The following is a 24,177-nucleotide window of genomic DNA, read 5'->3' on the forward strand; positions in this document are numbered from 1 at the left end:
TCAGAACTCCACCCCGGCCTGCGCCTTGATCCCGGCGCGGAACGGGTGTTTCACCACCGCCATCTCGGTGACCAGATCGGCGGCTTCGATCAGTTCGGGCTTGGCGTTGCGGCCGGTCAGGCAGACATGGGTCATGGGCGGTTTTTCATCGCGCAGGAAGGCCAGCACCTCGGCGATGTCTAGGTAATCGTAGCGCAGGGCGATGTTGATCTCGTCCAGCAGGACGAAGCGGATGGCCGGATCGCGGATCAGGTCACGCGCCCTGGCCCAGCCCGCCTGCGCGGCGGCGATGTCGCGGGTGCGGTCCTGGGTTTCCCAGGTGAAGCCTTCGCCCATGGCGTGGAACTGGCAGAGATCGCCGAAATGGGTGGAGAGAAGGCGGCGTTCGCCGGTATCCCATGCGCCCTTGATGAACTGCACCACGGCGCAGGGCATGCCATGGGCGATGCAGCGCAGGATCATGCCGAAGCCTGAGGAAGACTTGCCCTTGCCCGGCCCGGTATGGACGATCACAAGGCCCTTTTCGCCGGTCTTGGTTTCCATCATCCGGTCGCGCGCGGCCTTGATCTTGGCCATTTTCGCGCTGTGGCGGGTGTCGGCGTCGTTTGCATCGCTGGTCATGTCGGCAGCGGTCCTTGACAAGGCTTGGGGGTTGGGGTCACTGGTCAGACGTGCTGGTTCCTGTCTTAGGACAGGCGAAGAGGGAATGCGATAGGCCTTTGTGACGGGCCGAAGCGCAGCCGCCCCCGCGACCGTGACCGGAGTATTCATCCCGTAACCACTGGCCCCCGCGGCTGGGAAGGGGGATGGAATGGGGCGCCCCTGCGCCCTGCTTCGCAAGCCGGGAGACCTGCCAGCGCAGGACTGCAAACGGGCGGACGGGGTGATCCGCGACCGGACATGGCTGCGTGTTGTCACGCCGGTCGTTCGGCCGCGCCCCCCGGTCGCGAACGAGGGAATACGCGATGGCTGTGACGCTTCTCGTCTGCTCTACCTGCCGGGCTGGCGAGACCGTGGAAGACGGCGCGCCGGTGGCCGGAGAACGGCTGGCGCGCGCGCTGTTGCAGGCAGAGCCGCCCGAGGCGGTGACGATCCGGCGGGTGGAGTGCCTGTCGGCCTGTTCGCAGGGCTGCAGCGTGGCGCTGAGCGCGCCGGGGCGGTGGAGCTATGTCTATGGGCGGCTGACCGAGGGCGATGTCGATGACATTCTGGCCGGTGCCGCCGCCTATGCGCGGGCCCCCGACGGCGTGGTGCCGTGGCGCGAGCGTCCGGCGATCTTTCGCAAGCAATCGCTTGCCCGAATTCCCCCGATTGGAGAGACCCCATGAGCGACCTTGCGAAGATCCCCGTCACCATCATCACCGGCTTTCTCGGGTCGGGCAAGACGACGCTGATCCGGCATCTGATGCAGAACCCGCAAGGCAAGCGGCTTGCGGTTCTGGTGAACGAGTTCGGCACCGTGGGCGTGGACGGGGATATCCTGAAATCCTGCGCCGATGAGAATTGCCCGGTGGAGAACATCGTGGAACTGGCCAATGGCTGCATCTGCTGCACGGTGGCCGATGACTTCATCCCGACGGTGGAGGCGTTGCTGGCGATGCCGAAGCGGCCCGATCACATCCTGATCGAGACGTCCGGTCTGGCGCTGCCCAAGCCTTTGCTGAAGGCCTTTGACTGGCCGGCGATCCGGTCGCGCATCACGGTGGACGGGGTGATCGCGCTGGCCGATGCCGAGGCGGTGGCGGCGGGCCGGTTCGCGCCGGACGAGGCGGCGGTGCAGGCGCAGCGCGAGGCCGATGACAGCATCGACCACGAGACGCCCTTGTCGGAGGTGTTCGAGGATCAGATCGCCTGCGCCGATATCGTGCTTTTGACCAAGGCCGATCTGGCGGGCGAGGCGGGCATCGCCGCCGCCCGCGCGGTGGTGGAGGCCGAGGTGCCGCGCAAGCTGCCGATCCTGTCGATGGCGGAAGGGGTGATCGACCCCAAGGTGATCCTTGGTCTGGGGGCGGCGGCCGAGGATGATCTGGCCGCGCGGCCCAGCCACCATGACGGGCATGATGATCACGAGCATGACGATTTCGACAGCACCGTGGTGGACCTGCCCGAGATCGCCGATCCCGAGGTGCTGGCCGAAGCGATCCGCCGTCTGGCGCGCGAGCAGAACATCCTGCGCGTGAAGGGCCATGTCGCCGTGGCGGGCAAGCCCATGCGCCTTTTGGTGCAGGCGGTGGGCGAGCGGGTGCGGCATCAGTATGATGAGCCGTGGGGCGCGCGGGTGCGGCAGTCGCGTCTGGTGGTGATTGCCGAGCATGATCACGTGGACCCGGCGGCGGTCCGCGCCGTCTTTGCCGAAGCGGGGTTGTAAGGGCGCGACCCATGCATGTCGTCTTTCGCGAAAGTCACGGGCTGGAGGAGACCGAGGTTCCGATGGATCTGGGGCAGACGCCCGCGGATCTGTTGGTGCTGAGTTTCTCGGACAGTGACCTTGGCGCTTTCGCGGCGGGATGGCATCGCGCGCGGGCGGGCGGCAGCCCCCTGCCCACGCTGCGGCTGGCCAATCTGGTGGCGCTGCGCCACCCGGTTTCCGTGGATACCTGGATCGAGGCGACGGCGGCGCACGCGCGCGCCATTCTGGTGCGGCTGATCGGCGGGGTGGGCTATTGGCCCCATGGCATCGCCAGCCTGCAGGACATGGCGCGGCGGCAGGGCATCGCGCTGGCGGTGCTGCCTGCGGACGGGCGCGACGATCCGGCGCTGGATGCGGCCTCGACCCTGCCTGTCTCCACGCTGCGGCGGTTGCAGGCCCTGTGCGATGCGGGCGGCGCGGTGGCGGCGCAGGCGGCGCTGGCGCAGCTGTCGCTGGCGGCGGGCCTGTTCGCGGGGCCGGTGCTGGGCGCGAAGAGCGTGCCGCAATGCGGCTGGTACGATCCCGAGCAGGGTGTGGTGGCAGTGCCGGGGCCTGCCGAGGATGCGGTGGCGGTGGTGTTCTATCGCAGCTACCTGACATCCGCCGATACGGCGGCGGTGGATGCGGTGATCGCCGCGCTGCGGGCGCGGGGCTATGCGGCGCAGGGGCTGTTCGTGCCATCGCTGAAGGCGCCCGGCGCGGCAGAGTTCGTGCGCGGCGCGCTGGCGCAGCTGTCGCCGGTGATGATCTTCAACCTGACGGCCTTTTCGGCCAAGGGGGAGGATGGCACCACGCCGCTGGACGCGCCGGGTTGCCCGGTGTTTCAGGTGGCGCTGTCCACCGCGCGGCGGCGCGATTGGGCGGGGTCGGAGCGGGGCCTGTCGCCTGCCGATCTGGCGATGCATGTGGTGCTGCCCGAGGTGGATGGGCGCATCTTCGCGGGGGTGGCGAGTTTCAAGTCGCCGGGCAAGCGCGACCCGGATCTGGAGTTTTCGCGCTTTGCCCATCGCGCCGATGTGGGGCGGATCGCGGCGCTCTTGGACCGGGCGGTGGGGTGGCACCGCCTGGCGCGGATCGCGCCTGCGGCGCGGCAATTGGCGCTGATTCTGTCCACCTATCCGGGGCGGCCCGATCAGATTGCCCATGCGGTGGGGCTGGATGCCCCGGCCTCGGCCGATCGGGTGCTGGGGGCGCTGGCGGAGGCGGGCTATGCCACCGGGCCGGGCGCGCCGCTTGCCCCGGCCCTGCTGGCCGAGACGATGGGTTGGCCGCTGGCCGAATATCGCGCGGCGCTGGCCGGATTGCCCGAGACGCTGCGCGACAGCCTGATGGCGGCCTGGGGCGCGCCAGAGGAGGACCCGGCCTGTCGCGACGGGGTGTTTCATTTCGCGGCCACCCGGCGCGGGGCGGTGGTCGTGGCCCTGCAGCCCGAGCGGGGCGAGGTGCGGGGGCGCGAGGACAGCTATCACGACCTGTCGCGCGTGCCCCGGCATGGTTATGTGGCGTTCTACCTGTGGCTCCGCTCGCTCGGCCTGCATGGGGCGGTGCATATGGGGGCGCATGGCACGCTGGAATGGCTGCCGGGCAAATCGGTGGCGCTGTCCGAGGCCTGCTGGCCCGAGGCGCTGGCGGGGGATCTGCCCTTTGTCTATCCCTTCATCGTGAATGATCCGGGCGAGGCGGCACAGGCCAAGCGGCGGATCGGGGCGGTGACGCTGGGCCATCTGCCGCCGCCCTTGGCGCCGAGCCGCTTGCCTGCCGCGCTGGAGGGGTTGGAGCGGCTGCTGGACGAATATTCCACCGCCGATGGGCTGGATCCGTCGCGCCGCCGCCGCCTGATCGGGGAAATCCGGGCCATGGCCGCCGCGCTGGGGGTGGAGGCTGATCTGGGCCTGCCGCCCGATGCGAGCCCCGCCGAGGCGATCACCCGGATCGACCGTTTCGTGTGTGACGTAAAGGAAAGCCGCTACGGCGACGGGCTGCACGTCTATGGCGATGGCGCGGGCGAGATGGCGGGGCTTCTGGCGGCGCTGGACGGGCGGTTCGTGCCGCCCGGACCGGCGGGATCGCCGCATCGCGGGCGGGCGGATGTGCTGCCCACGGGGCGGAACCTGTTTTCGGTCGATCCCCGCGCGGTGCCGACACGAGGCGCCCATGCGCAGGGGGTGAAGCTGGCCGAGGAATTGCTGCGCCGCCATCTGCAGGATCATGGTGACTGGCCGCGCGGGCTGTTGGTCGATCTGTGGGGATCGGCGTCGATGCGGACGGCGGGCGAGGAATTCGCCATGGCGCTGCATCTGGCAGGGCTGGCGCCCCTGTGGGATGAGGCGTCGGGGCGGGTGACGGGGGTGGAGGTGGTGCCGCTGGCCCTGCTGGGGCGGCCGCGCATCGACGTGACGCTGCGGGTGTCGGGGCTGTTCCGCGACGTCTTTCCCGGTCTGGCGCAGATGTTCGAACTGGGGGCCGAGGCGCTGGCCGCCCGGGACGAGGCGGCGGAGGACAACCCTTATGCCGCGCGCAGCCCACGCGTCTTTGGCCCGAAGCCTGGGATGTACGGGTTGGGCATGGGGCCTGCGCTGGACGATCTGACCGAGGCGGGGCGGATGGCGGCGGGCGAGGCGTGGCTGTCGGCCTCGTCCTGGGCGATTGATGCGCAGGGGCGCAGCCTGCCCGCGCGCGAGGCGCTGGAGGCGCGGCTCAGGGGGGCGGATGCCTTTGCCCATGTGCAGGACCTGCCCGAGACCGATCTGCTGATGGCGCCGGATTATGCCGCGCATGAGGCGGGGTTTGCCGCCGCGCGCCACCGGCTGGGGGAAGAGGCGCCCGCGCTGTACCATCTGGATGCGACGCGGCCTGACGCGCCGCGCGCCCGCACCCTGACCGAAGAGATCGCGCGCGTGGTGCGCGCCCGGGCGGCCAATCCCGACTGGGCGGCGGGGATGATGCGGCACGGCTTTCGCGGCGCGGCTGAGATCGCGGCGACGCTGGACAATCTGGGATCCTTTGCCCAGCTCGCGCGGGCGGTGCCGCCGCATCTGTTCGACCTATACCATGACGCGACCCTTGGCCGCGATGAGGTGGTGGCGTTCATGGAGCGCGAGAACCCTGCCGCGCTGGCCGCGCTGCGCGACCGTTTTGCCGCCCTGCGCGCGGCGGGGCTGTGGCGCAGCCAGCGCAATGCGCTTGCGGTGGAGGAGCGGCTGTGACAGGGGCGCCCATTGTCCAAGGCCCGATCATTCAAGGCTGGTGCCCGGGCGCGCTGCGGCCCATGGCCTCGGGCGATGGGCTGGTGGTGCGGGTGCGGCCCCATGCGGGGCGTCTGTCGCCCGCGCAGGCGGCGGGGATCGCGGCGGCGGCGCGGGCGCATGGCAACGGGCTGATCGACCTGTCGGCGCGGGGCAATGTGCAGCTGCGCGGCGTGACCGAGGCCAGCCATCCCGCGCTGATCGCCGATCTGACGCAGCTTGGCCTGATCGACCGCGATCTGGCGGGGGAAAGCCGCCGCAACATCACGGTGGCGCCTTTCGTGCGGGCCGATGCGCTGGCCACGGCGCTGGAGGAGGCGCTGGCAGAGGCGCCCGATCTGCCGGGGAAGTTCGGCTTCGTGCTGGATGTGGGACCGGAGCGCTGGCTGGCGGGCGCGTCGGGCGACATCCGGATCGAGCGCGGGGCGGGGGGTGGCCTGATCCTGCGCGCCGATGGCCTGCCCACGGGGTGCGCGGTGACGGAGGCCGAGGCGGCGGCGCGGGCGCTGGAGATGGCGCGGTGGTTCGTGGCGGCGGGTGGCGTGGCGCAGGGGCGGGGGCGGATGGCCGCGCTGATCGCGCGCGGCGTGCTGCCGCCGGAGGATTTGCGGGGGCCGGTGGCCCCGGCCCCGGCCATGCCCGCGCCCGGCCCCGGATTGCGGGCCGAGGGTGCGTTGGTGGCGCTGGCCTTTGGCCAGTTGGAGGCCGCGACGCTGGCCGCGTTGGCGGGGTTGGGCCATGACCTGCGGCTGACGCCGTGGCGGATGGTCTTGGTCGAAGGCGCGGCGGCGCTGCCCGATCTGCCGGGGCTGGTGACCGATCCCACAGCGCCGATCCTGCGGGTGATCGCCTGCACCGGCGCGCCGGGATGCCCGCAGGCGCTGGCGCCCACGCGCGATCTGGCGCGGCGGCTGGCGCCGCTTGTGCCCGAGGGCGCGATCCTGCATGTGTCGGGCTGTGCCAAGGGATGCGCCTTGCCGCGGCCTGCGCCCCTTGTGCTGACGGCCACCACCACGGGCATTCGCCTGATCCGCGGGGATATCGCGGCGGGCGCGGGCCGCGATCTGACCGCCGCCCAGATTACCGACGACATCGCCGCCCATTTGACCCAGACCAGACCTGACCTGACCGGAACGCCCTGAATGCCCCATAGCTACATCACCGACGGCGCGGAAATCTATCGCCAGTCCTTTGCCACGATCCGGGCCGAGGCCGATCTGGCGCGCTTCACGCCCGATGAAGAGATCGTCACCGTGCGCATGATCCATGCCGCGGGGATGGTGGGGCTGGAGGCGCATGTGGCCTTCACCCCCGGCATGGTGGGCGCCGCGCGGGCGGCGCTGGAGGCGGGGGCGCCGGTCCTGTGCGACGCGCGCATGGTGAGCGAAGGGATCACCCGGCCGCGCCTGCCTGCCGACAATGCGGTGATCTGCACGCTGCACGATCCGCAGGTGCCTGCGATGGCGGCGGCGATGGGCAATACGCGCAGCGCGGCGGCGGTGGAATTGTGGCGGCCCCATCTGGCGGGTGCTGTGGTGGCCATCGGCAATGCGCCGACGGCCCTGTTCCATCTGCTCAACATGCTGGAGGATCCCGCCTGCCCGCGCCCGGCAGCGATCGTGGGCTGCCCGGTGGGGTTCATCGGGGCGGCGGAATCGAAAGAGGCGCTGATGGCGGCGCCGCCCTGCCCGGCGCTGATCGTGCGCGGGCGGTTGGGCGGATCGGCGATCACGGTCGCCGCCGTCAACGCGCTGGCCAATCGGAAGGAATGAGCGTGGGCAAGATCGTCTGTGCGGGCCTCGGCCCCGGTGACCCCGATCTGATCAGCGTCCGGTCGGACCGGGTGATCCGGGCGGCGCGGCATGTGGCCTTTTTCCGCAAGGCGGGGCGGGCGGGGCAGGCGCGCAGCATCGTGCAGGGCATGTTGCGGGCGGATGCGGTGGAACTGGCGATGGAATATCCGGTGACCACCGAACTGCCCTTCGACAGCCCGGAATACAACGATCTGCTGGCGGCGTTCTATGATGACTGGGCCGCACGGCTGGCCGATCTTGCGCAGCGCGAGGATGTGGTGGTGCTGTGCGAGGGCGATCCCTTCTTCTACGGATCGTTCATGCACCTCTACACCCGGTTGCAGGGGCGGGCGGAGGTGGAGGTGATCCCCGGTATCCCCGGCATGGTGGGATGCTGGAACGGGACGGGCCAGCCGATCACATGGGGCGATGATGTGCTGACGGTGCTGATGGCCACGCTGCCCGAAGAGGATCTGCTGCGCCATGCGCGGGCATCGGATGCGCTGGTGATCATGAAGACGGGGCGGAACCTGCCGCGCGTGCGCCGCGCGCTTGCGGCCGCCGGGCGGCTGGATGAGGCGTGGCTGGTGGAACGTGGCACCATGCCGGGGCAGCGGGTGGCGCGGCTGGCTGATGTGGCGGATGGGGATTGTCCCTATTTCGCCATCGTGCTGGTGCATGGGCATGGGCGGCGCCCGGAGGTGCCGGAATGACCGGCTGGCTGGTGGTTGCCGGGCTTGGCCCCGGGGACGCGGGGATGGTGACGCCCGAGGTGACGGCGGCGCTGGCGGGGGCCAGCGATGTGCTGGGCTATATCCCTTACGTTGCCCGCGTGGCGCCGCGGGCGGGGTTGACGCTGCATCCGTCGGACAACCGCGAGGAACTGGACCGCGCCCATCACGCGCTGGATCTTGCGGCGGCGGGGGGGCGGGTGGTGATCGTGTCTTCGGGCGACCCGGGGGTGTTTGCCATGGCCTCGGCCCTGTTCGAGGCGCTGGAGACGCGGCCCGATCTGGCGGCGGGGCTGGACATCCGCATCCTGCCGGGCATCACGGCGATGCTTGCGGCGGCGGCGGCGGCGGGCGCCCCCCTGGGGCATGATTTCTGCTGCATCAATTTGAGCGACAACCTGAAACCGCAGGCCCTGATCGAGCGGCGGCTGCGGCTGGCGGCCGAGGCCGATCTGGCGATGGCCTTCTACAACCCGCGGTCGAAGTCGCGGCCCGAAGGCTTTGCCCGCGCGCTGGCGATCCTGACCGAGGTCTGCGGGCGGGACCGGCTGATCACCTTTGCACGCGCGGTCTCGACGCCCGAGCAGCGGATTGCCACGGTCACGCTGGGCGAGGCCACGCCCGAGATGGCCGACATGCGGACGGTGGTGATCGTCGGCAACAGCCAGACGCGGCGGGTGGGGACCTGGGTCTACACGCCCCGGTCGGTGGCATGAAGCCAGTGGATCGCCTCGGCCGGGGTGGTGACGGTGGCCCTGTCCGGCAGGGCGGGGCGGTCGATCATCAGGATCGGCAGGCCGAGCGCGCGCGCCGCGGCGATCTTGGCGCTGGCGCCCCGGCCCCCGGCATTCTTGGCGACGATCAGATCGGCGCGGAAGCGGCGCAGGAGCGCGGTGTCGCCCGCCACGGTGAAGGGGCCGCGATCCACCACCACCTCGGCCTGCGGCAGGGGCAGGGGCGCTTCGGGCGGATCGACGAGGCGCAGGAGGTAGTGGTGTTCGGGCCGCGCGGCGAAGGGGGCAAGGGTCTGCCGTCCGATGGCGAGGAAGACGCGCGCGGGCGCATCGGGCAGATGGGCGACGGCGGCGGCGATGTCGGGCAGGCGCGTCCAGCGGTCGCCCGGTTCGGGCTGCCATTCGGGGCGCTGCAGCGCCACAAGCGGCAGGCCTGCCGCGGCGCAGGCGGCGATGGCGTTGCGGCTCATCTGTGCGGCGAAGGGGTGGGTGGCGTCGATCACATGGGTGATGCGGTTAGCTGCCAGCCATTGGGCCAGCCCCGCCACGCCGCCAAAGCCGCCGATCCGCGTGGGCAGGTCCGGGCGGGTGGGCGCGGCGGTGCGGCCTGCCAGCGAATAGACGGCCTCCAGCCCAGCGGTGGCAAGGGCGGCGGCCATTTCGGCCGCGTCCTGCGTTCCGCCCAAGAGAAGGATGCGCGGCATGTCTGATCCTTGGCTTGTCATCATCGGTCTGGGGGAAGATGGCCTGTCGGGGCTGCCGGAGGCAAGCCGCGATGCGCTGGCGGCGGCAGAGGTGATCTTTGGCGGGCCGCGGCATCTGGCGCTGGTGGGGGCGGGGGCGCGCGGGCAGGCGTGGCCGGTGCCCTTTGACCTTGGGCCGGTGCTGGCGCTGCGGGGGCGGCGGGTGGTGGTGCTGGCCTCGGGCGATCCGTTCTGGTTCGGGGCGGGGGGCAGTCTGGCCGCCGTGCTGGCGCCGGGGGAATGGCGCTGTCTGCCGCAGGCGGGGGTGTTTTCGCTGGCCGCCGCGCGGCTGGGCTGGCGGCTGGAGGAGACGGCCTGCCTTGGCCTGCATGCTGCGCCGCTGAACCGCATGGTGCCGCTGATCCATGACGGGTGGCAGGCGATCTGCACGCTGCGCGATGGGGCGGCGGTGGCCGAGGTGGCGGGCTGGCTGGTGACGCAGGGCTGGGGCGAGAGCCGAATCTGGGTGATGGAGGCGCTGGGCGGCGCGCGCGAACGGGTGCGCGAGGGCCGCGCGGCGGCGTGGACCGCGGGCGATGTGACGGCACCGGTCGCGGTGGCGATCCGGGCGGCGGGCGGGATGGGCCTGCCCCGGAGCGCGGGGCTGGCCGATGGCCGTTTCGCCACGGATGGGCAGATCACCAAGGCGCCGATCCGCGCGCTGACGCTGGCCGCGCTGGCCCCGCGCATGGGCGAGGTGCTGTGGGATCTGGGGGCGGGGTCGGGGTCGATTTCCATCGAATGGGCGCTGGCGGGCGGGCGGGCCGAGGCGGTGGAGCGGCGGGCCGACCGGGCGGCGAACATCCGCGCCAATATCGACGGGTTCGGCCTTGGCCACCGCATTGCGCTGCATGAGGGCGAGACGCCCGAGGTGCTGCCGCGCCTGCCGCGCCCGGATGCGATCTTCGTGGGCGGTGGGTTTGACCGGGCGCTGTTTGCGGCGCTGCCCGGGCAGGCGCGGCTGGTGGTCAATGCCGTGACGCTGGAGACAGAGGCGCTTTTGTTGGAGTTGCAGGCCGACCATGGCGGGGCGCTGATGCGGATCGACATCGCGCAGGCGGCGCCCTTGGGCCGGATGCAGGGCTGGCAGCCGCTGCGGCCCGTGGTGCAATGGAGCAGGCCCGCATGCGCGTGATCGGGATGGGCCTGACATCGGCGGCGACGGGGGCCGAGGTGGCCGCCGCGCTGGCGGCGGCGGGGCGGGCGGATCTGCTGGCCATCCCCGCCCTGCGGGCGGGGCATCCGGCGCTGCGGGATGTGGCCTTGCCCTGCCGCGCCATCCCCGAGGGCGCGGTGGCCGGGATCGCGACACCCACGCAATCGGCGCGGATTCTGGCGCGGTTCGGCTGCGGTTCGATGGCCGAGGCGGTGGCGCTGGTCGCCAGCCGGGGCCGCATCATCACCCCGCGCCAAAGCCATGGCGCGGTGACATGGGCCGTGGCAGAAGGGCCAGGACCCGAGGAGGACGCAACGCAATGACCGTACATTTCATCGGCGCAGGCCCCGGCGCGCCGGACCTGATCACCCTGCGCGGGCGCGATCTGATCGCGGCGAGCCCCGTCTGCCTCTATGCCGGGTCGCTGGTGCCCGAGGGGGTGCTGGCGCATTGCCCGCCGGGCGCGCGGATCGTGAACACCGCGCCCCTGAGCCTTGACCAGATCATGGACGAGATCGCCGCCGCCCATGCCGCAGGCCATGACGTGGCACGGCTTCATTCGGGGGATCTGTCGGTCTGGTCGGCGATGGGGGAACAGTTGCGGCGTCTGCGGGCGCTGGGCATCCCCTATGACGTGACGCCGGGCGTGCCGTCCTTTGCCGCCGCTGCCGCGACGCTGGGGGCGGAACTGACGCTGCCGGGGCTGGTGCAATCGGTGGTGCTGACGCGCACCTCGGGCCGGGCGAGCGCGATGCCCGAGGCGGAAAGCCTGACGAATTTTGCCCGCACGGGGGCGGTGTTGGCGATCCATCTGTCGGTCCATGTGCTGGACAAGGTGCTGGCGGACCTGATCCCGCATTATGGCGCGGATTGCCCGGTGGCGGTGGTCTGGCGCGCAAGCTGGCCCGACGAGCGGGTGGTGCGCGCGACGCTGGGCACCCTGCCCGCCGCCATCGGGGCCGAGATGGAGCGGACTGCGCTGATCCTTGTCGGCCCGTCGATCGGGGCGGAGGCCTTCGAGGAAAGCCGTCTTTATGCGGGCGACTATGACCGCCGCTACCGGCCTGTCGGCACGGCGCCCCGGTTTCCCGAATGACGCTGCCGCCCGGCCTTCTGATTTCGGCCCCCGCATCGGGCACCGGCAAGACCACGGTCATGCTGGGCCTCTTGCGCGCGCTGTGCGAGGACGGGCTGGCGGTGCAACCGTTCAAGAGCGGGCCGGATTACATAGACCCGGCCTTTCACCGCGCGGCCTCGGGGCGGGCGTCGTTCAATCTGGACAGCTGGGCGATGGGGCCGGGGCTGATCGCGCGGCTGGCGGGCGAGGCGGCGGGGGCCGATCTGGTGCTGGCCGAGGGGTCGATGGGCCTGTTCGACGGGGTGGCCTTTGCCGGGGCGGCGGGCCATGGCAGCAGCGCGGAACTTGCGCGGCGCATGGGATGGCCGGTGGTTCTGGTGCTGGATGTGGGGGGGCAGGCGCAATCGGCGGCGGCGACGGCGCTGGGCTTTGCGCGGATGGACCCGGCGCTGCCTTTTGCAGGCGTGATCCTGAACCGGGTGGCGAGCGCGCGGCATGAACGGCTGATCCGGCTGGGGATGGAGGCGGCGGGGCTGCGGGTGCTGGGCGCCTTGCCCCGGCGGGGCGATCTGAAGCTGCCCGAGCGGCATCTGGGCCTTGTGCAGGCGGCCGAGCATCCCGATCTGGAGGCGGCGATCGGGGCCTATGCGGCGTTTCTGCGGGCGCATGTCGATCTGGGGGCGCTGAAGGCGCTGGCCGTGGGTGGCGGTCTGCCGGGGGCCGATGTTCCGGAGGGAGGCCTGCCGCGCCCGCCTGCGCAGCGCATCGCGCTGGCGCAGGATGCAGCGTTTTCCTTCACCTACCCGCATCTTCTGGCGGGCTGGCGCGCGGCGGGGGCAGAGGTGATCCCGTTCTCGCCCCTTGCCGATGAGGCGCCCGATGCGGGGGCCGATCTGGTGTGGCTGCCGGGGGGGTATCCCGAACTGCATGCCGGGCGCATCGCGGCGGCGGCGCGCTTCATGGCGGGCCTGCGCGCCCATGCGGCGACGCGGCCCGTGCATGGCGAATGTGGCGGCTACATGGTGCTGGGGCAGGCGCTGATCGACGCGGGCGGCGTGTCGCATCCGATGGCGGGGCTGCTGGGCCTTGTCACCAGCTATGAAAAGCGCCGCCTGCATCTGGGCTATCGGCTGGCGCGGCTGGTGGCGCCGATGCCGGGGCTTGCCGTTGGCGCGCGGGCGCGGGGGCATGAGTTCCACTATTCCACCATCCTCGACCAGCCCGATCCCCCCTTGGCCGAGGTGACCGATGCCGAGGGCGACGCGGTGGCAGAGACTGGGTCGCGCCGGGGGTCTGTCACCGGCACCTTCTTTCACCTGATCGCTGAGGACCCCGCATGAGTGGCGCTGCTACCGGTTTCGTATCCTTCGTGTCGTCCGGGCCGGGCGATCCGGAATTGCTGACGGTCAAGGCGGTGGACCGGCTGGCGCGGGCGGATGCGATCCTGTTCGATGATCTGTCGTCGGGGCCGATCCTTGCCCATGCGCGGGCCGAGGCCGATCTGGTGGGCGTGGGCAAGCGGGCGGGGCGGGAATCGCCCAAGCAGGACCATGTGAGCCGCCTGCTGGTGGAATATGCCCAGACCGGGGCGCGGGTGGTGCGGCTGAAATCCGGGGATTCGGGGCTGTTCGGGCGGCTGGAGGAAGAGATCACCGCGCTCCGTGCCGCGGGTATCCCCTTCGAGATCATCCCCGGCGTGCCATCCCCCTGTGCGGCGGCGGCGGCGGCGGGCATCCCGTTGACGCGGCGGCTGTCGGCGCGGCGGGTGCAATTCGTGACCGGGGCCGACATGGCCGGGGGGCTGCCCGAGGGGCTGAACCTTGCCGCGCTGGCGGACCCGGAGGCGACGACCGTGGTGTTCATGGGGCGGCGGACCTTTCACACGCTGGCCGGGCATCTGGTGGCGGCGGGCCTGCCGCCCGAGACGCCCGCGCTTCTGGCCGAAGGCGTGGCGACACCGGAGCAGCGGCTGTGGCGCGGCACGGTGGGGGCGCTGGCGGCGCGGCTAAAGGGGGCGCAGGCAGGCGGCGGGGCGCCTGCGCTGATCCTTTATGGTCCCTTGGCCGAGGGGAATGACGATGCGTGAGCTGATCCTGATCGGGATCGGCACGGGCAACCCCGATCACCTGACAGCGCAGGCGGTGCGGGCGATCAATGGGGCCGATCTGATCCTTGTGCCGCGCAAGGGGCCGGACAAGGCGGATCTGGCCGAGTTGCGGCATCAGATCCTGTCGTCGGTGCTGACCAATCCGGCGACGCAAGTCGTGGATTTCGTTCTGCCGGTGCGCGATGCCGCCAATCCCGATTACCGCGCTGGCGTGGATGACTGGCACGATGCCATCGCGCAGGCCTGGGCGGTGGCGGCGGATCGGCCCGGGGCGGAGGTGGTGGCGCTGCTCGTCTGGGGGGATCCGTCGCTGTACGATTCCACGCTGCGGATCGCCACGCGGCTGGACCCTGTGCCGACGGTGCGCGTGATCCCGGGGATCACGGCCATTCAGGCGCTGGCGGCGGCCCATGCGATACCCCTGAACCGGATCGGCGCGCCTTTCATGGTGACGACGGGGCGGCAGTTGCGCGATCACGGCTTTCCGCCGGGCTGCGATACTTGCGTGGTGATGCTGGACGGGTCGTGCAGTTTCCAGAGCCTGCCGCCTGAGGGGCTGACCATCTGGTGGGGGGCCTATCTGGGGATGGAGGGCGAGTTGATCGACCACGGCCCCGTGGCCGAGGCTGCGCCGCGCATCCTCGCCACGCGGGCGGCGGCGCGGGCGCGGCATGGCTGGATCATGGATATCTATATCTTGCGGCGCGAGGGCTGAGGTCGGCAGGCAGGCAGGCGGGGGGTGTTTCCCGACGGTCAGTCGGGCTGCACCTGCCCGTCGCGCAGGTGCAGCGTCCGGGGGGCGAGGGCGGCGCGGAATTCGGGATCGTGGCTGACCAGCACGATGGCCTGCGGCAAGGCGCAGAGGATATCGCGCAGGCGGGCCGCGTTGGCCGGATCGAGCGCGTTGGTCGGTTCATCGAGAAGCAGCACCTCGGGCCGCATCACCAGCACGGTGGCCAGCGTGACCAGCCGTTTTTCGCCGCCTGACAGGTGATGGGTGACGCGGTCGCGCAGGTGCGACAGGGCGAGACAGTCCAGCACGTCATCGACCATCTGCAACGCCTCGGCCCGCGATTTGCCGAGGTTGAGCGGGCCGAAGGCGATGTCTTCGGCCACGGTCGGGCAAAAGAGCTGATCATCGGGGTCCTGAAAGACGAGGCCGACGCGGCGGCGCACCTCGTGAAAGTCGCGTTCGCTGCGGCGGGGCTGGCCGAAGGCCTGCACCGTGCCGCTTGCAGGCCGGATCAGGCCAAGCGCGATGCGCAACAGGGTGGATTTGCCCGAACCGTTCGCGCCCACCAGCGCGATGCGTTCGCCCGCGCCTACGCGCAGCGATGCCCCGCGCAGGACGGGGGCATGGCCGGGATAGCCGAAATGGATGTCGGTCAGTTCAAGCAAGATGGGCCACCGTCACCTCGACAATCCCGAGCGCGCCAAGGCCTGCCGCGCAGGCGACGGCAAAGACCCGGTCGCGCGGCGTGAAGGCCAGCCGATCCATAAGCGGGAACTGCCCGGTGAAGCCACGGCATTTCATCGCCTGAAGGATGCGCTCGGACCGTTCCAGCGCGCGCACCAGCAGCATCCCCACCAGATGGCCGAGGCTGCGCCAGGTGTGGCGGTTCGATCCCGGGCGGAAGGCGCGGGCGCGCATGGCCTGCCGCGCGCGCAGGTATTCGGCGCGCAGCACGTCGACATAGCGGACGGTGAAGAGCAGAAGGTGCACCAGCAGCAGGGGCGTCTTGAGCCGGGCCAGGGCGTGGCCAAGGGTGACCGGGTCCATCGTGCCCACCAGCACCATGAGCGCAAGGATCACGGCATTGGCGGTGAGGCCGATCTCTACCGCCAGCCTCAGGCCTTCGACTGTGGCGACCACCCCGAAGGGCAGGGTCGCCAGCGGCGTGCCCGGTGTGGTGACAGGCAGAAGGAGCAGCATGAACAGGATGAAGCCATCCATCATCGCCATGCGGCGCAGGGTGATGCGGGCAGGCAGGCCGGACAGCGCCAGGAGCGCCAGCGCGAAGGCGAGCGCAAGGGCCAGTGCGGGCAGCGTCTGCAGCGCCACGGTGGTGATGGCAAAGGCCAGCGCCGCAAGGAGGCGCGCACGCGGATCGAGGCGGCGGATCGGCGCGGGCGTGCCGGTGTCCGCGCCGTGGTGATCGGGTTCGAGCAGTAGGTGGCCCAAGGATCAGCCCTTTGCCATGCGGCGGCGCGCGGCGATGTAGAAGCCGATGCCGAACAGGCCGAAGATGTAGCCGATCCCGCCGAGGATCGTCTGCAGATCGTTCTTTTCCTTGTAGGCGGCGATGTCCTGCCGCAGCGGGCGCAATTCGTCGCGCAGCAGGGCCGCGATGGCCGCCGTGTCGGCAGCAGGGGCAGCGGCGTCGCCTTGCGGGGCGGCGGCGGCGGGCACCGTCACCGCGGCCTTGCCCAGAAGGCGCGCCACTTCCTCGGCCGGCAGGGTGACTTGCGCGACATGGCCCGCGCCCAGATCGGCGCGGAAGACATGGGTGACGGGATCGATGGGGGTGAAGGAGAACAGGCCTTCCGCATCGGTGACGGTTTCACCAAGGACGCGCCCGGCAGGATCGGTCACCGTGACCGGAACGCCCGCCGCCATGTCGCCATCGGAGAAGCCGATCTCGCCCTCGATCGTGTTGGCGCCGAGATAGACGGCGGCGATCACCTTATGCGCGGCGGCGGGCAGGGCGAGGGCGGGCATGAGAAGCAGGGCCAGCGCAAGGGCGCGCGCGCGGATCATGGTGTGGGCTCCAATGCGGTAAACAGGTCAGGCCTGACTTTGAGGGCGAGGGAGACGGCGGCGGCGGTCAGCAGACCTTCGACCAGCATCACGGGCAGATGCGCGACAAAGACAAGCTGCGCGGCGACGCCGAATTGCGTGCCGCTGAGCGCGAGCGAGACCGCGACGAAAAGCGTGGTCAGCGCGATGGCCAGCGCGCCGCCGATCCCGCCCCAGAGCGCGGCGCGCGCGCCGCCCCGCCGCAGGAGCGGGCCGCAGATCAGCCCGGCCAGCACGGCGGGCATGGCGATGTTGAAGGTGTTGATGCCCAGCACCGTGACGCCGCCAAAGCCGAAGAACACCGCCTGCAGCACCAACCCCACGAACAGGGCGGGAAAGGCCGCCCAGCCGAGGATGAGCCCGGCCAGCCCGTTCAGGATCAGGTGCACCGAAGAGGGGCCGATCGGCACATGGATCAGCGATGCGACGAAGAAGGTGGCCGACAGGACACCGGCGACGGGGATCTTTTCCATCGTCAGCGACCGCAGGCCGAGGGCGATGCCCCCGGCTGCGGCCACCGCCCCGGCGATCACGACGGGATTGGACAGGGCGCCATCGACGATGTGCATGTCACTGCACGTCCCAGGCGCGGACCCAGATCACCGCATCCTGGCTAAGTTCCTTGCCCTGATGCTCTTTTACCGGGCCGGAGCCGAGCGCGGCGAAGCCCCACCATCCGGCCTTGGGGATGCCGAAGGTGAAATAGCCGTTGGCATCGCTGATCGCGACGACCGATCCGCCCCGCATGGGGCCTGCCGTGGGCGGCTTGGCCGTGTTGGTGGCAAGGTCGGGTTCAGCGGCCATGTATTCGATCTCGATCTCCACCCCCGCGACGGGGGCGCCGTCTGACAGGACCTGCCCGGTGAAGGTGGACCCGGCAAGGATGTTGTAGGGCTTGTTCAGCGGCAGGATTTCGGTGGCAAGGCCTTGGGGTTCCATCCAGTCGGTCGGCAGCTGCGCGTGGTTCACATAGACCTTGGTGAGTTGCTGGATGAAGACATCCTCGGCCTCTTCCAGATAGGGCGCGGGTTCCACAACGAGGACGTAATCCCCCGGGCGGGTGATGGGCAGGCTCGCCTCATAGGCGGCAGCGGCATTTTCCGCGCCGGTGAAGGTGATGGGCGCGAGGCGATCCATCAGGTCGATCCTTTTGCCGCGGCTGATGGCGTAGAAGGCCTGCGGCTGGCCCATGGCCATGACCTGCCCATTCTCGAACGGGTGCCAGAAGACAAGGCGGAGCGGCAGGTCACCCGCGGCTTCGACAAGCGGGTCTTCGACGAAGACAAGCTGGAAATGCGCGGCGGCGGGCAGCGGAGCGGCGGCGCAGACGGCGGCACAGGCGGCCGCCAGCAGCTGAGAACGGAGAGACATCGGTTTTATCCTTTCTGTGCCGCAGTGTGCGGCCTTGCGAAAGGACGTTCGGGATGAGGCACGCCACGGCCCGAGGGACCGCAGCGAGCCAGACGCACACCCCGGCGTCCGGTTTGAATGGGATGCGGGGGGGACCCCCGACATCCGTCACCGGCAGGTCTCCTGGCTCGCGGGTCTTCGCTTTGCCGGCCTTCCCGGGCGGTTGGCCCAGTGGCATTTCCGGCATCGCTCGCCGCTTACAGTTGCGGGGGCAGCCACGGCATAGGCCCGGGATGGGGCCGCACCGTATTCCCTCTTGCACCCCTTGCCTGCCATGCTGACGGGCAGGGGACCGATGACACAACGACTAGCCCACAACGCGCCGAGGCTGTCAATCGCCATCGTGGATCGGCGGTCTTGCCTTTCGCCGGCCGCGCCCTAGCGGGCGATGCGTTGGGGGTTGACAGGGGGCGTGGCTTTGGGGCTTGTGGCAGGCGATGGTGTCCGGGAGCGCAAGGCCCCGGCTGAAAAGGGAACATGGTGCGGCCCCTGCGGCCAAGTCCGTGACTGCCCCCGCAACTGTAAGCGGCGAGCCGTCCTGCAACGGCCACTGGGGCATCCGCCCCGGGAAGGCGCAGGGGGGCCGTGACCCGCGAGTCAGGAGACCTGCCATCGTGACATCAACCAACCCGGGCGGGGTGTCCCGGAGGGAGTGACAGGATGACGGATCGGCCCTTGCCGCGCCAATGCTGTGCCTTGCCGGTTGCCCCGCCCCTGCGGTGGAGGCGACCGTTCCATGCGTTATGCCCAGAGCTTTACCCATTGCGCGACCTGCCGCCATACGGGGGCGGCCTGTAGCATCGGGCTGCGGCTGCTGCAGGCGGTGGCGCGGTCGGTCGAGGTGGCGGGGCCGGCGGTCGGGCCGGATTTCGCCCTGTCGGGCCGGATGCCGGTGGCGGGCTGCGCCGCGCCCTGCGTGCTGTCGTGGCGGGCAACTCCGGAGGCCTGCCTGTTGTTCGGTGGCGCGGAGGTGCCGCCGGACGAGGGCGTGATCTGGCCGGGCGAGACGGGGGCATCCCTGCCGGGCGGGCCTTGGCCGCTGGCGCGGATGCAGGCGCTGGGGGCGGGGCTGCAATGACGCCGCATCTGGAATTGCGCGCCGCGGGATGGGGGCCGCGCCGGGGGCCGCCCGTGCTGCGCGATGTGACGGTCGCGCTGGCGCGCGGGCAGATCCTTGGCGTGGTGGGGCCGAACGGCGCGGGCAAGTCCACGCTGCTGCGGCTGATCTACCGCTTTCTGCAGCCGCGCTGGGGCAGCGTACATCTGGATGGGCGCGATCTGTGGGCGATGGGCCCGCGTGAGGCCGCCTGCAAGATTGCCGCCGTGCTGCAGGAACAGCCCAGCGATTTCGCGCTGACGGTGCGCGAGATCGTGGATCTGGGCCGCGCGCCGCATCGCCGGGGCTTTGGGCGGGATGGGGCGCAGGATGCGGCGGTGGTGTCCCGCGCGCTGGCGCGGCTGGACCTTGCTGCGCTGGCCGATCGCCCTTTCGGCACAATGTCTGGCGGCGAGCGGCAGCGGGCGATGGTCGCCCGCGCGCTGGCGCAGGAGCCGGAGCTTCTGGTGCTGGACGAGCCGACCAACCATCTGGACATCCGCCACCAGCTGGAACTGCTGGCGCTGTTGCGCGATCTGCGGCTGACCATCGTTCTGAGCCTGCATGACCTGAACCTCGCCTCTGCCGTCTGCGACAGCATCCTGCTGTTGCAGGATGGCGCGGTCCGCGCGCAGGGGGCCACTGCGGCGGTGCTGGACCCGGCGACGCTGGGCCCCGTCTTCGGTGTGACAGTCCGGCCCGAACGGCTGGCGCCTTCGGGGCGGGACCATCTGACCTTTCATCTGAACCCACAGGAGACGTCTTCGTGAAACGCGCCCTTGCCGCCCTGCTGATGCTGGCCCCGCTGCCCGCACTGGCCTATCCCGTCACCGTGCAAAGCTGCAATCGCGCGGTGACCTTTGACGCCGCGCCCAAGGCGGCTGTCGCCAATGACGTCAATCTGGTGGAGATGATGCTGGCGCTGGATCTGTCGGGCAGCATGGTGGGTTACACCGGCGTGTCGGGCTGGAAGACGCTGGACGAAGGTCTGCGCGCGGGCGTGGCCGAACTGCCGGAGCTTTCGGCGCTATACCCATCGCGCGAGGTGCTGATCGGGGCGGGGACGGATTTCTTCTTCGCCGGCTGGAATTACGGCATGAAGGTGGGGGGCGAGGTCACGCCCGAGACGCTGGAGCCTTTCGGCATCCGGGTCTATGAACTGACCGAAAGCTGCATCCACATCATGCCCAAGGCCAAGATCAGCATGGAGGACATGTATAGTGACCTGCTGAACCTGGGCCGCATCTTCGGGGTGGAGGACCGGGCAGAGGCGTTGGTGGCGGGGTATCGCGCGGAATTGGCCGACACCATTGCCGGGCTGTCGCCGCTGGCCGCGCCGCCGCGCGTGTTCGTCTACGATTCCGGCGAGGATGCGGTCTTCACCGCCGGGCGCTATGCGATGCCCACCGCGATCATCGAGGCGGCGGGCGGTGTGAACATCATGGACGACATGGAGAAAAGCTGGGCCGAGATCGGCTGGGAGCCGGTGATCGAGCGCAATCCCGAGGTGATCATGATCGTCAACTATGGCGATGTGACCGCCGATCAGAAGATCGCCTTCCTGAAGGGCAATCCGGCCTTTGCCAATATCCCGGCGGTGCAGAACGACCGTTTCGTCGTGCTGGACTATGTCGAGGCGACGCCGGGGCCGCGCAACATCGGGGCCGTCCGCAAGGTGGCCGAGGCGCTGCGGGCCGAATGACGTCATGACCGATAGGACCGGCACCCCGCCCGAGGCCCCCGCCCCCGCGCGCCCTGGGCGCCCTGCGATGCAGCGGCGGCTGGCGCTTGTGCTGCTGGTGGGGGTGGCGGTTCTGGTTCTGTCCTTCACGCTGGCGGTGAGTCTGGGCGCGGTCCACATCCCCATGGGCACGGTCTGGGGGGTGCTGGCCCAAGCCGCGCTGCCGGGGATGGTGGCGGCGGACTGGCCGCCTGGACATGCCGCGATCGTGTGGGATCTGCGCCTGCCGCGGGCGGTGCTGGCCACGCTGGTGGGGGCGGGGCTGGCGGTCACGGGGGCGGCGCTGCAGGCCGTCACGCGGAACCCGCTGGCCGATCCGCAGCTTCTGGGGATTTCGTCCGGGGCGGCCTTTGGCGCGATTCTGGCGCTGCTGCATACGGGGCTTTTTCTGGGTCTGCTGACCGTGCCTGTGCTGGCCTTTGCCGGGGCACTGGCCGCGACGGCGCTGGTGCTGGGGGTGACGCAGGCCGCACGGGCGACCACGTCGGATCGCATGGTGCTGGCCGGGGTGGCGGTGTCCTTTGTCGTGATGGCGCTGGCCAACCTGCTGATCTTTCTGGGCGATCCGCGCGCGACCCATGTGGTGGTGTTCTGGATGCTGGGGGGATTGGGCCTTGCGCAATGGTCGCACCTGATCTGGCCGCTGATGGTGCTCTTGCCGGTGGCGGGGTGGCTGCTTGTGCGGGCGGGCGATCTGAACGCGATGACGGTGGGGGATGAGACGGCGGCGACGCTGGGGCTGAATGTCGCGCGGTTCCGGCGGGGCGTGTTCGTGGCGGCGGCGCTGATCACCGGGGTGATGGTGGCGTTTTCCGGGATCATCGGCTTTGTCGGGCTGATGGTGCCGCATATCGCGCGGATGATCGTGGGGGGCGATCACCGGCGCGTGCTGCCCGCCAGCGCGATGCTGGGGGCGGTGTTCCTGCTTTGCGCCGATATAGTGGCGCGCACCATCATGTCGCCCGAGGACATGCCCATCGGGATCGTCACCGGGGTGGTGGGGGGCGTGTTCTTCATCTGGCTTTTGTGGCGCAAGGCGATGTGACGGCAGCCCGGGTGTTGACCTTAGGCGGGCGTTCCGATTTCCGTTGCAGGGCCGGGCGGGCAGCAGGGTCATGAGGCGGATATGGGCGATTGGGACGATCTGATCATCGGGTCGGGCATGGGCGGGGCGACGCTGGCCGCCGCGCTGGCACCCACCGGGCGCCGCGTGCTGATCGTGGAGCGGGGGGAGCGCCTGCCCGACAGTCCCGAGGCGCGGGACGCCACCGCGATCTTCCGGCGCGGGCATTTCCGGCCCAAGGAGACGTGGCTGGATGCCGAAGGGCGGCCCTTCAATCCCGGCAACTATGCCTTTGTCGGGGGAAACACCAAATTCTACGGCGCGGTCCTGTTGCGCTACCGGGCCGAGGATTTCCGCCCGCTGCGGCACATGGGCGGGGTGACGCCGGGCTGGCCCATTTCCTATGAGGTGCTGGAGCCCTTCTATGCGGCGGCAGAGCATCTTTACCGTGTGCGGGGCGATGCGGCAGGCGATCCGACCGAGCCGCCGCGATCACGCCCCTATCCCTTTCCGCCCGTGCCGGACGAGCCCGACATCGCCGCCCTGCGGCGGGCCTTCGCGGCGCAGGGGCTGCATCCGTCATCGCTGCCCTTGGGGGTGGATCTGGAGGCATGGCTGCGGCGCGCGCCCACCACATGGGACGCCTTTCCCGACAGCACGGGGGCCAAGTCGGATGCCGAAAGCTGCGCGCTGGCCGAGGCGCTGCGCCATCCCAATGTCACGCTGATGACGGGGACGCGGGTGGTGCGGCTGCTGGCCGAGGGGCGGCGCGTCACGGGGGTGGAGGTGGAGGGGCCGCAGGGCCGCCCCGCCACGCTGCGGGCGGGCCGGGTCTGCCTCTGCGCGGGGGCGGTGATGACGGCGGGGCTTCTGCTGGCCTCGGCCAATGCGGCGCATCCGGCGGGGCTGGCGAACGGGTCGGGGCAGGTGGGCCGCAACTTCATGAACCACAACCTGACGGCGATGATCGCGGTCAACCCGTTCCGGCGCAACCGCACGGTTTATGAGAAGACCATCCAGTTCAACGACTGGTATCTGACGGGCGGGCCGGGCGGCACGCCCTTGGGAAATGTGCAGATGCTGGGCCGGGTGACGGGGCCGATCCTTGCGGGGGAAAGCGGGCTGCCCCTGCCGCTGGCGCATTGGCTGGCGGAACATTCGATCCACATCATGGCCATGTCCGAGGATCTGCCCGATCCCGACAGCCGGGTGATGTGGCGGGACGGGCAGATCGTGCTGGACTGGCGCCGGACGAATGTGGCCGCGCACGAGTTGCTGGTGCGGCGGCTGAAGGGTGCGATGCGGCGGGCGGGCTGGCCCATCGTTCTGGCCAAGGGTTTTCCGAAATCTAAGCCCAGCCATCAATGCGGCACGGCGCGGATGGGCGAGGATCCGGCGCGGTCGGTGGTGGATGTGAACCTGAAGGCGCATGATCTGGACAATCTTTATATCGCGGATGCCTCTGTCCTGCCGACCTCGGCCGCGGTGAACCCGTCCCTGACGGTGGCGGCGCTGGCCCTGCGGCTGGGGGCGCATCTCGGGGCGCATCTGGGGGAAGACCTTCCGGGTTGATGCGGGCCGTCCACCGGCTTTCCTGCGCCCGTGCGGGCCACGCACCCTTTCGGCCAAGGGGGCCTGACTTTTGGATGGGGGGCTAACAGTCCCCCGCGCGGTGGCCGTTTCACCCTTCGAGAGCCCGGACAGGCCGCGCGCGCGCCAAGAGCGCCGCGCGAGTCGGAGCCGGGGCAGGAGCAGGGGATCGGCATGACAATTGCACAACATGACTTGCAGGGCGATCTGCGCGCCGGCGATGCCGAAGGGCTGCGCACGGCGCTGCTCGGCGCGCTGGAGGCGGGCGATCTGCGGATCGGGACGGCGGACCTGACATCGGCCGACATGGCGGTGGTTCAGGTTCTGCTGTCGGCCCGGCGGACGGCGGCGGCGGCGGGGCGGCGGCTGGAGATCGCGGTGCCGCAGGACGGCCCCCTTGCGCGGCTCCTGGGGCGGCTCGCGCTGGATGGCGCGCTGGCGGGCTGACCGCGCCTGCCTGTGAACCCGCGCCCCGTGGGGTGC

General features: G+C 70.6%; 26 protein-coding genes and 3 riboswitches. Of the genes, 19 read left to right on the forward strand and 7 right to left on the reverse strand.

Translation table 11 applies throughout. The annotated features are described in order from the left end of the window. Positions 1–621: a cob(I)yrinic acid a,c-diamide adenosyltransferase gene (gene cobO / locus GU920_RS10060; protein WP_161766892.1), complete on the reverse strand. Its 621-nt coding sequence runs from the start codon at positions 619–621 to the stop codon at positions 1–3. Positions 622–658: 37 nt separating this feature from the next. Further along, a riboswitch (cobalamin riboswitch) is annotated at positions 659–872 on the forward strand. A gap of 93 nt (positions 873–965) precedes the next feature. On the opposite strand from cobO, the gene GU920_RS10065 reads away from it, so the two are divergent. The 7 genes from GU920_RS10065 to cobJ are packed head-to-tail and all read left to right on the forward strand — an operon-like array spanning position 966 to position 8,895. After that, positions 966–1,328: a DUF1636 family protein gene (locus tag GU920_RS10065; protein ID WP_161766893.1), complete on the forward strand. Its 363-nt coding sequence runs from the start codon at positions 966–968 to the stop codon at positions 1,326–1,328. Beyond that, complete coding sequence (gene cobW / locus GU920_RS10070) at positions 1,325–2,368, forward strand: cobalamin biosynthesis protein CobW (RefSeq protein ID WP_161766894.1); 1,044 nt, start codon at positions 1,325–1,327, stop codon at positions 2,366–2,368. Before GU920_RS10065 ends, cobW begins: the two co-directional genes overlap by 4 nt. A gap of 11 nt (positions 2,369–2,379) precedes the next feature. Next, complete coding sequence (gene cobN, locus GU920_RS10075; RefSeq protein ID WP_161766895.1) at positions 2,380–5,616, forward strand: cobaltochelatase subunit CobN; 3,237 nt, start codon at positions 2,380–2,382, stop codon at positions 5,614–5,616. Continuing rightward, positions 5,613–6,797, forward strand: a complete 1,185-nt coding sequence (gene cobG, locus GU920_RS10080) for a precorrin-3B synthase (protein ID WP_328799253.1) — start codon at positions 5,613–5,615, stop codon at positions 6,795–6,797. The genes cobN and cobG overlap by 4 nt, the downstream gene beginning before the upstream one ends. Continuing rightward, the gene (locus GU920_RS10085; RefSeq protein WP_161766896.1) at positions 6,798–7,427 is read left to right on the forward strand and encodes a precorrin-8X methylmutase; all 630 of its coding nucleotides are present in this window, start codon (positions 6,798–6,800) and stop codon (positions 7,425–7,427) included. It begins immediately after the preceding gene. A 2-nt stretch (positions 7,428–7,429) separates the two neighbouring features. Then, on the forward strand, positions 7,430–8,161 hold the full coding sequence (gene cobI / locus GU920_RS10090) for a precorrin-2 C(20)-methyltransferase (protein WP_328799254.1): 732 nt from the start codon (positions 7,430–7,432) through the stop codon (positions 8,159–8,161). After that, positions 8,158–8,895 carry a precorrin-3B C(17)-methyltransferase gene (gene cobJ, locus GU920_RS10095; RefSeq protein ID WP_161766898.1) on the forward strand — a complete coding sequence of 246 codons (738 nt, stop codon included), beginning with the start codon at positions 8,158–8,160 and terminating at the stop codon, positions 8,893–8,895. The genes cobI and cobJ overlap by 4 nt, the downstream gene beginning before the upstream one ends. Here the strand turns inward: cobJ and GU920_RS10100 are convergent. After that, positions 8,871–9,617 carry a cobalt-precorrin-6A reductase gene (locus GU920_RS10100; RefSeq protein WP_161766899.1) on the reverse strand — a complete coding sequence of 249 codons (747 nt, stop codon included), beginning with the start codon at positions 9,615–9,617 and terminating at the stop codon, positions 8,871–8,873. The genes cobJ and GU920_RS10100 overlap by 25 nt on opposite strands. Between GU920_RS10100 and cbiE the strand changes: the two genes are divergently transcribed. Genes cbiE through cobF form a run of 6 tightly spaced genes read left to right on the forward strand, consistent with a single transcriptional unit; the run spans position 9,616 to position 14,712 of the window. Next, on the forward strand, positions 9,616–10,791 hold the full coding sequence (cbiE, locus tag GU920_RS10105; protein ID WP_161766900.1) for a precorrin-6y C5,15-methyltransferase (decarboxylating) subunit CbiE: 1,176 nt from the start codon (positions 9,616–9,618) through the stop codon (positions 10,789–10,791). The two genes, GU920_RS10100 and cbiE, sit on opposite strands and share 2 nt — an antisense overlap. Further along, entirely contained in the window at positions 10,782–11,135 is a 354-nt protein-coding gene (locus GU920_RS10110) for a cobalamin biosynthesis protein (protein WP_201744079.1), read from the forward strand. The genes cbiE and GU920_RS10110 overlap by 10 nt, the downstream gene beginning before the upstream one ends. Then, entirely contained in the window at positions 11,132–11,908 is a 777-nt protein-coding gene (gene cobM, locus GU920_RS10115) for a precorrin-4 C(11)-methyltransferase (protein ID WP_161766902.1), read from the forward strand. The genes GU920_RS10110 and cobM overlap by 4 nt, the downstream gene beginning before the upstream one ends. After that, positions 11,905–13,230 (forward strand): cobyrinate a,c-diamide synthase, encoded by a 1,326-nt coding sequence (locus GU920_RS10120; protein ID WP_161766903.1) that lies wholly within the window; start codon positions 11,905–11,907, stop codon positions 13,228–13,230. Before cobM ends, GU920_RS10120 begins: the two co-directional genes overlap by 4 nt. Continuing rightward, positions 13,227–13,976, forward strand: a complete 750-nt coding sequence (cobA, locus tag GU920_RS10125) for a uroporphyrinogen-III C-methyltransferase (RefSeq protein WP_161766904.1) — start codon at positions 13,227–13,229, stop codon at positions 13,974–13,976. Before GU920_RS10120 ends, cobA begins: the two co-directional genes overlap by 4 nt. After that, positions 13,969–14,712 (forward strand): precorrin-6A synthase (deacetylating), encoded by a 744-nt coding sequence (gene cobF, locus GU920_RS10130; protein WP_161767345.1) that lies wholly within the window; start codon positions 13,969–13,971, stop codon positions 14,710–14,712. The genes cobA and cobF overlap by 8 nt, the downstream gene beginning before the upstream one ends. A gap of 38 nt (positions 14,713–14,750) precedes the next feature. On the opposite strand, the gene GU920_RS10135 is transcribed toward cobF, so the two are convergent. From GU920_RS10135 to GU920_RS10155, 5 genes are read right to left on the reverse strand one after another with little or no spacing between them, the layout of a single operon-like run. Continuing rightward, positions 14,751–15,398, reverse strand: a complete 648-nt coding sequence (locus tag GU920_RS10135; protein WP_161767346.1) for an energy-coupling factor ABC transporter ATP-binding protein — start codon at positions 15,396–15,398, stop codon at positions 14,751–14,753. Beyond that, positions 15,388–16,179 (reverse strand): cobalt ECF transporter T component CbiQ, encoded by a 792-nt coding sequence (cbiQ, locus tag GU920_RS10140; RefSeq protein WP_161766905.1) that lies wholly within the window; start codon positions 16,177–16,179, stop codon positions 15,388–15,390. The genes GU920_RS10135 and cbiQ overlap by 11 nt, the downstream gene beginning before the upstream one ends. Positions 16,180–16,182: 3 nt before the next feature. Further along, positions 16,183–16,755, reverse strand: a complete 573-nt coding sequence (locus tag GU920_RS10145) for a carboxypeptidase-like regulatory domain-containing protein (RefSeq protein ID WP_161766906.1) — start codon at positions 16,753–16,755, stop codon at positions 16,183–16,185. After that, entirely contained in the window at positions 16,752–17,363 is a 612-nt protein-coding gene (gene cbiM, locus GU920_RS10150; protein WP_161766907.1) for a cobalt transporter CbiM, read from the reverse strand. The genes GU920_RS10145 and cbiM overlap by 4 nt, the downstream gene beginning before the upstream one ends. Position 17,364: 1 nt before the next feature. Next, positions 17,365–18,165: a DUF4198 domain-containing protein gene (locus GU920_RS10155; RefSeq protein WP_161766908.1), complete on the reverse strand. Its 801-nt coding sequence runs from the start codon at positions 18,163–18,165 to the stop codon at positions 17,365–17,367. Between the two features lie 135 nt (positions 18,166–18,300). Further along, positions 18,301–18,516, reverse strand: a riboswitch (cobalamin riboswitch). 109 nt (positions 18,517–18,625) lie between these two features. After that, a riboswitch (cobalamin riboswitch) is annotated at positions 18,626–18,832 on the forward strand. A gap of 108 nt (positions 18,833–18,940) precedes the next feature. On the opposite strand from GU920_RS10155, the gene GU920_RS10160 reads away from it, so the two are divergent. From GU920_RS10160 to GU920_RS10185, 6 genes are all read left to right on the forward strand, one after another. Further along, positions 18,941–19,282 (forward strand): hypothetical protein, encoded by a 342-nt coding sequence (locus GU920_RS10160; RefSeq protein WP_161766909.1) that lies wholly within the window; start codon positions 18,941–18,943, stop codon positions 19,280–19,282. After that, positions 19,279–20,070, forward strand: a complete 792-nt coding sequence (locus GU920_RS10165) for an ABC transporter ATP-binding protein (RefSeq protein WP_161766910.1) — start codon at positions 19,279–19,281, stop codon at positions 20,068–20,070. Before GU920_RS10160 ends, GU920_RS10165 begins: the two co-directional genes overlap by 4 nt. Before the next feature lie 23 nt (positions 20,071–20,093). Beyond that, on the forward strand, positions 20,094–21,002 hold the full coding sequence (locus tag GU920_RS10170) for an ABC transporter substrate-binding protein (protein WP_161767347.1): 909 nt from the start codon (positions 20,094–20,096) through the stop codon (positions 21,000–21,002). A gap of 67 nt (positions 21,003–21,069) precedes the next feature. Beyond that, the gene (locus GU920_RS10175; protein WP_161767348.1) at positions 21,070–22,086 is read left to right on the forward strand and encodes a FecCD family ABC transporter permease; all 1,017 of its coding nucleotides are present in this window, start codon (positions 21,070–21,072) and stop codon (positions 22,084–22,086) included. A gap of 81 nt (positions 22,087–22,167) precedes the next feature. Then, complete coding sequence (locus GU920_RS10180; RefSeq protein ID WP_161766911.1) at positions 22,168–23,676, forward strand: FAD-dependent oxidoreductase; 1,509 nt, start codon at positions 22,168–22,170, stop codon at positions 23,674–23,676. A gap of 192 nt (positions 23,677–23,868) precedes the next feature. Next, positions 23,869–24,141 (forward strand): STAS domain-containing protein, encoded by a 273-nt coding sequence (locus GU920_RS10185; RefSeq protein ID WP_161766912.1) that lies wholly within the window; start codon positions 23,869–23,871, stop codon positions 24,139–24,141. Positions 24,142–24,177: the final 36 nt, after the last annotated feature.

The sequence above is a fragment of the Paragemmobacter ruber genome (genome assembly GCF_009908315.1).
GTDB lineage: Bacteria > Pseudomonadota > Alphaproteobacteria > Rhodobacterales > Rhodobacteraceae > Paragemmobacter > Paragemmobacter ruber.

Bases quoted from the DNA above. Each gene is read 5' to 3' on its own strand.
- GU920_RS10185 (WP_161766912.1), top strand. From the start codon at position 23,869: ATGACAATTGCACAACATGACTTGCAGGGCGATCTGCGCGCCGGCGAT.
- cobW (WP_161766894.1), top strand. From the start codon at position 1,325: ATGAGCGACCTTGCGAAGATCCCCGTCACCATCATCACCGGCTTTCTC.
- GU920_RS10180 (WP_161766911.1), top strand. From the start codon at position 22,168: ATGGGCGATTGGGACGATCTGATCATCGGGTCGGGCATGGGCGGGGCG.
- GU920_RS10065 (WP_161766893.1), top strand. From the start codon at position 966: ATGGCTGTGACGCTTCTCGTCTGCTCTACCTGCCGGGCTGGCGAGACC.
- GU920_RS10100 (WP_161766899.1), bottom strand. From the start codon at position 9,617: ATGCCGCGCATCCTTCTCTTGGGCGGAACGCAGGACGCGGCCGAAATG.
- GU920_RS10160 (WP_161766909.1), top strand. From the start codon at position 18,941: ATGCGTTATGCCCAGAGCTTTACCCATTGCGCGACCTGCCGCCATACG.
- GU920_RS10155 (WP_161766908.1), bottom strand. From the start codon at position 18,165: ATGTCTCTCCGTTCTCAGCTGCTGGCGGCCGCCTGTGCCGCCGTCTGC.
- GU920_RS10165 (WP_161766910.1), top strand. From the start codon at position 19,279: ATGACGCCGCATCTGGAATTGCGCGCCGCGGGATGGGGGCCGCGCCGG.
- GU920_RS10145 (WP_161766906.1), bottom strand. From the start codon at position 16,755: ATGATCCGCGCGCGCGCCCTTGCGCTGGCCCTGCTTCTCATGCCCGCC.
- cobA (WP_161766904.1), top strand. From the start codon at position 13,227: ATGAGTGGCGCTGCTACCGGTTTCGTATCCTTCGTGTCGTCCGGGCCG.
- GU920_RS10085 (WP_161766896.1), top strand. From the start codon at position 6,798: ATGCCCCATAGCTACATCACCGACGGCGCGGAAATCTATCGCCAGTCC.
- cbiE (WP_161766900.1), top strand. From the start codon at position 9,616: ATGTCTGATCCTTGGCTTGTCATCATCGGTCTGGGGGAAGATGGCCTG.
- GU920_RS10120 (WP_161766903.1), top strand. From the start codon at position 11,905: ATGACGCTGCCGCCCGGCCTTCTGATTTCGGCCCCCGCATCGGGCACC.
- GU920_RS10110 (WP_201744079.1), top strand. From the start codon at position 10,782: ATGCGCGTGATCGGGATGGGCCTGACATCGGCGGCGACGGGGGCCGAG.
- cobN (WP_161766895.1), top strand. From the start codon at position 2,380: ATGCATGTCGTCTTTCGCGAAAGTCACGGGCTGGAGGAGACCGAGGTT.
- cobO (WP_161766892.1), bottom strand. From the start codon at position 621: ATGACCAGCGATGCAAACGACGCCGACACCCGCCACAGCGCGAAAATG.
- GU920_RS10170 (WP_161767347.1), top strand. From the start codon at position 20,094: ATGCTGGCCCCGCTGCCCGCACTGGCCTATCCCGTCACCGTGCAAAGC.
- cobJ (WP_161766898.1), top strand. From the start codon at position 8,158: ATGACCGGCTGGCTGGTGGTTGCCGGGCTTGGCCCCGGGGACGCGGGG.
- cbiM (WP_161766907.1), bottom strand. From the start codon at position 17,363: ATGCACATCGTCGATGGCGCCCTGTCCAATCCCGTCGTGATCGCCGGG.
- cobF (WP_161767345.1), top strand. From the start codon at position 13,969: ATGCGTGAGCTGATCCTGATCGGGATCGGCACGGGCAACCCCGATCAC.
- GU920_RS10175 (WP_161767348.1), top strand. From the start codon at position 21,070: ATGCAGCGGCGGCTGGCGCTTGTGCTGCTGGTGGGGGTGGCGGTTCTG.
- cobM (WP_161766902.1), top strand. From the start codon at position 11,132: ATGACCGTACATTTCATCGGCGCAGGCCCCGGCGCGCCGGACCTGATC.